The 7,152-nt window shown below is 66.7% G+C and carries 7 protein-coding genes; all 7 read left to right on the top strand.

The window, feature by feature from the left end:
* The first annotated feature begins 396 nt into the window (after window positions 1–396).
* Window positions 397–1,362, top strand: coding sequence for a galactofuranose ABC transporter, galactofuranose-binding protein YtfQ (gene ytfQ / locus AC1D00_RS19320; RefSeq protein ID WP_477011753.1), 966 nt, complete (start codon window positions 397–399; stop codon window positions 1,360–1,362).
* Window positions 1,363–1,479: 117 nt separating this feature from the next.
* The gene (locus AC1D00_RS19315) at window positions 1,480–3,024 is read left to right on the top strand and encodes a sugar ABC transporter ATP-binding protein (protein ID WP_477011752.1); all 1,545 of its coding nucleotides are present in this window, start codon (window positions 1,480–1,482) and stop codon (window positions 3,022–3,024) included.
* The gene (locus AC1D00_RS19310; protein ID WP_092188809.1) at window positions 3,021–4,013 is read left to right on the top strand and encodes an ABC transporter permease; all 993 of its coding nucleotides are present in this window, start codon (window positions 3,021–3,023) and stop codon (window positions 4,011–4,013) included. The genes AC1D00_RS19315 and AC1D00_RS19310 overlap by 4 nt, the downstream gene beginning before the upstream one ends.
* Window positions 4,010–4,990 (top strand): galactofuranose ABC transporter, permease protein YjfF, encoded by a 981-nt coding sequence (yjfF, locus tag AC1D00_RS19305; protein WP_404554470.1) that lies wholly within the window; start codon window positions 4,010–4,012, stop codon window positions 4,988–4,990. Before AC1D00_RS19310 ends, yjfF begins: the two co-directional genes overlap by 4 nt.
* Entirely contained in the window at window positions 4,987–5,757 is a 771-nt protein-coding gene (locus AC1D00_RS19300; RefSeq protein ID WP_477011751.1) for a FadR/GntR family transcriptional regulator, read from the top strand. The genes yjfF and AC1D00_RS19300 overlap by 4 nt, the downstream gene beginning before the upstream one ends.
* A 2-nt stretch (window positions 5,758–5,759) precedes the next feature.
* Window positions 5,760–6,686 (top strand): Gfo/Idh/MocA family protein, encoded by a 927-nt coding sequence (locus AC1D00_RS19295; protein ID WP_477011750.1) that lies wholly within the window; start codon window positions 5,760–5,762, stop codon window positions 6,684–6,686.
* A 2-nt stretch (window positions 6,687–6,688) separates the two neighbouring features.
* On the top strand, window positions 6,689–7,152 hold a 464-nt coding region (locus AC1D00_RS19290; RefSeq protein WP_477011749.1), incomplete at its 3' end, for an aldose epimerase family protein.

Below are 7,152 nucleotides of genomic sequence, written 5' to 3'. Positions count from 1 at the left end.
TCCGCGGAGGGACTCTGGATTGCTTCGCTGCGCTCGCAATGACGAGGAGGAGAGGTTGCGAGTCCATCTGTCACCGTCTTCGCGGAGGGAGCCCCTCACCCCAACCCTCTCCCCGTAAGAACGGGGCGAGGGAGCGCACCGTCGCTGTCGCAACACCCCGCATCATTTCCTTCATCTCCTCGTTGCATCGCTGGAACAAAATCGCGCTGGGCGTGTCATAGAGCCACCCATCCAGCCAACGTGTGGGTTGCTCCAAATAGTCAGATAATATGACTAGTCGGAACTAATCTTCTGTGAAATAGTGYCTTCCGCCGCCCGCAAAGGGCGGTTTGGGGGTGCCATGCTACCAATCGGCGCCCGAGATAAACACAAGATCACTCTTGGGAGACACGCCTGATGACCCCTAAAGCCCTCTTTGCGGCCACCGCTACCGCCGCGTTGTTGCTCGCGCTGCCGGCGAAGGCCGCCGAGCTCACCATCGGCTTCTCGCAGATCGGATCGGAATCCGGCTGGCGCGCGGCCGAGACCTCGGTCTCCAAGCAGGAGGCCACCAAGCGCAAGGTCAATCTCAAGATCGCCGACGCGCAGCAGAAGCAGGAAAACCAGATCAAGGCGATCCGCTCCTTCATCGCGCAGAACGTCGATGCGATCTTCCTCGCGCCCGTCGTCTCGACCGGCTGGGACTCGGTGCTGAAGGAAGCCAAGGAGGCCAAGATCCCGGTCGTGCTGCTCGACCGCGACATCGATCCCTCCGGCAAGGAGCTCTATCTCACCGCCGTCACGTCAGACAGCGTGCATGAAGGCGAGGTCGCCGGCGACTGGCTGGCCAAGACCGTCGGCAACAAGGCCTGCAGCATCGTCGAATTGCAGGGCACGGTTGGCGCCAGCGTCGCCGCCAATCGCAAGAAGGGCTTTGACACCGCCATCGCCAAGCATGCGAACCTGAAGGTGGTGCGCAGCCAGACCGGCGACTTCACCCGCGCCAAGGGCAAGGAGGTGATGGAGAGCTTCATCAAGGCTGAAGGCGGCGGCAAGTCGATCTGCGCGGTCTATGCGCATAACGACGACATGATGGTCGGTGCGATCCAGGCGATGAAGGAAGCTGGCCTCAAGCCCGGCAAGGATATCCTCACCGTTTCGATCGACGCGGTCCCCGACATCTTCAAGGCCATGGCTGCCGGCGAAGCCAATGCCACGGTCGAGCTGACGCCGAACATGGCGGGCCCCGCACTCGATGCCATCGCGGCCTTCAAGGACAAGGGCACCGTTCCGCCGAAGTGGATCCAGACCGAGTCCAAGCTCTATACAGCAGCCGACGATCCGCAGAAGATCTACGACAGCAAGAAGGGCCTCGGTTATTGAGGCGGGTGCCGCGCCGGGCCGCTCTTGGTGGTCCGGCGCCCCCCTTCGAAACCGCTGCGCGAACGAATAGGCTGGGTGTCCGCGTCATCAGCGGGCGCCGGTGGGAGTGACGTTGCTATGGAGAACAGCCCCGATCCTGCCTCGCCCCTTCTGGAGGTGCGCGGGATCAGCAAGAGCTTCGGTGCTGTGCGTGCGTTGCAGGAGGTCGACTTCACGCTTCGCGCCGGCGAGATCCATGCGCTGCTCGGGGAGAACGGCGCCGGCAAGTCCACGCTGATCAAGGTCGTCACCGGCGTATTCCCGCGCGATGCCGGCATCGTCCGGCTCGGCGGCGAGGAGGTCGCGCCGCGCTCGGCCAAGGCCGCGCTTCAGGCCGGCATCGCCACCGTCTACCAGGAGGTCAATCTGCTGCCGAATCTTTCGGTGGCGCAGAACCTGTTTCTCGACCGCCAGCCGATGCGCTTCGGCATCGTGCGCGACGGCGAGATGCGCCGCCGCGCCAAGACGCTGCTCGCCGACTTCGGCCTCGACATCGACGTATCATCGCCGCTCGGCAGCTATTCCGTCGCCGTGCAGCACGTCACCGCGATTGCGCGCGCCGTCGATCTGTCCGCGCGGGTGCTGATCCTGGACGAGCCGACCGCGAGCCTCGACCGTCACGAGGTCGAGATCCTCTTCGGCATCATGCGCCAGCTCGCGGGGCGCGGCATCGGCATCGTCTTCGTCAGCCACTTCCTCGACCAGGTCTACGAGATCTCCGACCGCATCACCGTGCTGCGCAACGGCCGCCTGGTCGGTGAGCGCGAGACTGCGTCGCTGCCGCGGATCGAATTGATCCGCATGATGCTCGGCCGCGAGCTTGCGGAGACCACCAGCGCACGGGCGGCGACGCGCGAGCATCAGGCGCGCGAGATCTGCGCGAGCTTCGAGAATTACGGCAAATCCGGCTATGTCGCGCCGTTCAATCTCGAGCTGCGCCATGGCGAGGTCGTCGGCCTTGCCGGCCTGCTCGGCTCGGGCCGCACCGAAACGGCGCGGCTGGTGTTCGGCGCCGAGCGCGCCGATCGCGGGCAGGCGAAGGTGGAAGGCGCGCCCGTGCGGCTGCACTCGCCGCGCGACGGCGTGCGCCACGGCTTTGGCTATTGCCCGGAGGAGCGCAAGACCGACGGCATCGTCGCCGAGCTCAGCGTGCGCGAGAACATCGTGCTGGCGCTCCAGGCCAAGCGCGGGCTGCATCGCCCGCTGTCGCGCCGCGAGCAGGACGAGATCGCGCGCCGCTACGTCAAGATGCTGGACATCCGTCCGCCCGATCCGGATCGCCCCGTGGGCCTGCTCTCCGGCGGCAACCAGCAAAAGGTGCTGCTGGCGCGCTGGCTCGCGACCTCGCCGCGGCTGCTGGTGCTGGACGAGCCGACCCGCGGCATCGACGTCGGCGCGCATGCCGAGATCATCCGCCTGATCCGCGAACTCTGTGACGATGGGCTCTCGCTGCTCGTGATCTCCTCGGAGCTGGATGAGATCGTGACCTATTCGGATCGGGTCGTGGTGCTGCGCGACCGCGCCCATATCGAGGAGCTCGCGGGCGAGGCGATCGATGTCGGCAACATTCTCGCGGCCATCGCGGCCGACGGCGCCGCCATCGCGCATGAGGGGCGGGCATGACAGCGCTGCTGCCGCGCCGCGGCCTTGCCCAGATCCTCGCATTGATCGTCATCCTCGCGGTCGACCGCGTGGTGTCGCCGCAATTCTTCGACCTGCGCCTCCAGGACGGCCGTCTGTTCGGCAGCCTGATCGACGTGCTCAACCGCGGCACGCCGGTGGCGCTGCTCTCGCTCGGCATGGTGCTGGTGATTGCGACGCGCGGCATCGACCTCTCGGTCGGCGCAATCATGGCGATCTCGGGCGCGATTGCGGCCAGCCTCGCTGACAGCCACGGCCTTCCGGTCGTGCTGGCGGCCGCGCTTGGCGCCGGCCTCGTCTGCGGCTTGTGGAACGGCTTTCTCGTCGCCGTGCTCGGCATGCAGCCGATCGTGGCGACGCTGATCCTGATGGTGGCGGGGCGGGGCATCGCCCAGCTCATCACCGAAGGGCGTATCGTGACGTTTTCCTCGCCCGACCTGGTCTGGCTCGGCAATGGCGCCATCCTCGGCCTGCCGGTGCCGGTCGCGATCGCCTTGGGCATGCTGATCCTCACCGGCGCGGTGGTGCGCGGCTCCGCGCTCGGGCTCCTGATCGAGGCGACCGGCGGCAATGCGCGGGCCAGCGAGCTTGCCGGCGTCGGTACCCGGGCGATGATCCTGTCGGTCTATGTCTGGTGCGGCGTCTGCGCCGCGTTGGCCGGCGTGATCGCCGCGGCCGACATCATGGGCGCGGATGCCAACAATGCCGGCCTCTGGCTCGAGCTCGATGCCATCCTGGCCGTGGTAATCGGCGGCACGTCGCTGTTCGGCGGCCGCTTCAGTCTTGTGCTCGCGGTGCTGGGGGCGCTGATCATCCAGACCATGAACACCGGAATCCTGTTGTCAGGCTATCCGCCGGAATTCAACCTGCTGGTCAAGGCGGTGGTTGTGCTCGCTGTTCTGCTGCTGCAATCTCCGAAATTCTCGGGGCTTGCCGGTATCGCTGCGCGGCTGCGGAGGACGAAAGCATGAAAGGCCTGCCGCCCGTCCTGATCACGGCCATCGTGCTCGTCGCGGGCTTCGCGCTCTGCGCCATGCAATTCCCCAACATCGCCTCCACCCGCGTGGTCGGCAATCTCCTCACCGACAACGCCTTCCTCGGCATCGTCGCGACCGGGATGACCTTCGTCATCATCTCCGGCGGCATCGACCTGTCGGTCGGCTCGGTGATAGGCTTTACCACCGTCTTCGTCGCGCTGGCGATCGAGCGCTGGGGCGTGCCGCCGCTGGTCGCCTTCGTCGCCATCCTCGCGCTTTCGGCGGCGTTCGGCGCCGCGATGGGCGCGGTCATCCATGTCTTCGACCTGCCGCCGTTCATCGTGACGCTGGCAGGGATGTTCCTGGCCCGCGGCGCGAGCTTCCTGCTCTCGACGGAATCGGTGCCGATCACCGCGCCGGTCTATTCCACCGTGTCCGACTTCGCGCTGCGGATGCCCGGTGGCGGACGCCTGACGGCGATTGCGATCATCATGCTCGTGATCGTGGTCGGCGGCGCCTTGCTGCTGCATCTCACCCGGTTCGGTGCCAATGTCTATGCACTCGGCGGCAGCCGGACGACCGCGAGCCTGATGGGTGTTGCGGTGGGCAAGATGACGGTGAAGATCTACATGCTGTCGAGCCTGCTCGCGGGAATCGCCGGCATCGTGTTCTCGTTCTACACCAGTGCCGGCTACTCGCTCTCCGCCGTCGGCGTCGAGCTCGACACCATCGCGGCCGTCGTGATCGGCGGCACGCTGCTCACGGGCGGGCAGGGCTCTGTGATCGGCACCTTCCTCGGCGTGCTTATCCAGGGCCTGATCCAGACCTACATCAATTTCGACGGCACGCTGTCGAGCTGGTGGACCAAGATTGCGACCGGCGTATTGCTGTTCGCCTTCATTGCCTTGCAGCAGGGGCTGGTCGCGCTCGCGCGCCGGCCCGTGGCCAAACGCGCGGGAGCTGCCACATGACCTCGCGCATCGTCGTCATCCCGACGCGCCGGGCTCACTCCAACCACGCGGAAGTGGCCCGCTCGATCGGCGTCGACATCATCGCCGGCCGCTACGCGGAGGGGACACGCCTGCCGGGTGATGCCGAGATGATCGCGATGTTCGGCGTGTCACGGCCGGTGCTGCGGGAGAGCGTGAAGACGCTGGTAGCCAAGGGCCTGCTCACTACCAAGGCGCGGGTCGGCACCGTCGTGCGCGAGCGCGCGGCCTGGAACATGTTCGACGCCGACGTGCTGGCCTGGCATCTCGACGCCGGCATCGACAAGCGTTTCCTCAACGACCTCGCCGAGATCCGTCTTGCGGTCGAGCCGCGCGCGGCCGAGCTCGCAGCGAAGCAGCGGTCCGAGGAGGACGTCGTCGAGCTCCGGCGCAGCATGGAGTGCATGCGCCGTGAAGCCTCCGACTCGGTGGGCTTTGCCGATGCCGACCTCGCGCTCCACGTTGCCGTGGCGCGGGCCTCCGGCAATCTGTTCATGCGCTCGATCGGGCATGTCATCGAGGCCGCACTTCGCGCCTCCTTTCTGCTCAGCGCGCCGGTCGAGCCGGAGGACCGCGACACCGTGCTGCTCTGGCATCAGAAGATCATCGACGCGATCGAGGCCGGCGATGCCGAGGCGGCATCGGAGGCCATGATCTATGTCATTCACAACGGCATGCACCGCCACGAGGGTACGGTGATCGAGACCGCCCCGGCCGATGCGCTGCCATCAGCGGATACTGGAGAATAAGCGTGACCGACCTTCGCATCGCCATCGTCGGCTTCGGCAAGATCGCGCGCGACCAGCATGTCGGCGCGATCGCAGCGGTACCGGGCGCGACGCTCGCGGCCGTTGCCAGCCGCAATGCCTCGCTGCCTGAGCTGCCGCATTTTGCGACCATCGAGGAGCTGCTGGAGAAGGGCCCGGTGATCGACGCGGTCTCGCTCTGCACGCCGCCGCAGGTGCGGCGCGCCCAGGCCGCCGCAGCGCTCGCCGCCGGCAAGCACGTCATGCTGGAGAAGCCGCCGGGCACCGGCGTTGCCGAGCTGGACCCGCTGATTGCCATGGCGGCCGATGCCAAGTGCACGCTGTTTGCGACCTGGCATTCGCGCCATGCACCGGCGGTCGAGCCGGCCCGTGAATGGCTGGCGACGCGCCGGATCAAGTCCGTGCACATCAACTGGAAGGAAGACGTCCGCGTCTGGCATCCCGGCCAGGCCTGGATCTGGGAGCCGGGCGGGCTCGGCGTGTTCGATCCCGGCATCAATGCGCTGTCGATCCTGACCCGCATCCTGCCGAAGCCGGTGTTCGTCACCGCGGCAGACCTTGCCTTCCCCGCCAACTGCCAGGCACCGATTGCCGCGAACCTGAACCTGACCGACATCAACGGCCTGCCCATCACCGCCGAATTCGATTTCCGCCAGACCGGGCCGCAGAGCTGGGATATCGTCGTGGAAACCGACCAGGGCCGGATGACCTTGTCCGGCGGCGGGCGTCGGATGGCTGTCGACGGCAAGGCCATTGCCGAGGCGTCCGATCAGGAATATTGCGAGCTGTACCGGCGCTTTGTCGCGCTTGCGGCGACCGGCGCAAGCGATGTCGATCTGGCGCCGCTGCGTCTCGTCGCCGACGCCTTCCTGCTCGGCAGGCGCACGATCGTCGAACCTTTTGTGGACTGAACATGGCTGGCTCGAAAATCACAAAAGACGTTTTCGGAAAGCTGYCGGACGGCCGCAATGTCGAGCGCATCGTGCTGCGCGGGGAGGGTGGCTTTGAGGCCCGCATCATCACCCATGGCGCGGTGATCCAGGCGCTGATCGCGCCGGACGCCAAAGGCGGCTATGACGACGTCGTGCTCGGCCATGACGCCTTCGCCGGCTATCTCGCCGAACGTAAATTCCTGGGCGCCACCGTCGGCCGCTACGCCAACCGTATCGCCAAGGGACGGTTCTCGCTCGGTGGCGAGACGGTACAGCTCCCCGTCAACAATGGCCCGAATGCGCTGCATGGCGGCCTCGACGGCTTCGACCGCAAGCTCTGGGAGATCGCCGGGATCGACGAGGGCGCCGAGCCCGCGGTGACGCTCACCTATGCGAGCCCCCACGGCGAGGAGAACTATCCGGGCCGCCTCGATGTGCGCCTGAC

The sequence above is a fragment of the Bradyrhizobium sp. P2_E8 genome (assembly GCF_056403875.1).
Note: the sequence above shows the minus strand (reverse complement) of the source record. Positions and strands in the feature narration are given on the sequence as shown.

Bases quoted from the DNA above. Each gene is read 5' to 3' on its own strand.
- ytfQ (WP_477011753.1), top strand. From the start codon at position 397: ATGACCCCTAAAGCCCTCTTTGCGGCCACCGCTACCGCCGCGTTGTTG.
- AC1D00_RS19315 (WP_477011752.1), top strand. From the start codon at position 1,480: ATGGAGAACAGCCCCGATCCTGCCTCGCCCCTTCTGGAGGTGCGCGGG.
- AC1D00_RS19310 (WP_092188809.1), top strand. From the start codon at position 3,021: ATGACAGCGCTGCTGCCGCGCCGCGGCCTTGCCCAGATCCTCGCATTG.
- yjfF (WP_404554470.1), top strand. From the start codon at position 4,010: ATGAAAGGCCTGCCGCCCGTCCTGATCACGGCCATCGTGCTCGTCGCG.
- AC1D00_RS19300 (WP_477011751.1), top strand. From the start codon at position 4,987: ATGACCTCGCGCATCGTCGTCATCCCGACGCGCCGGGCTCACTCCAAC.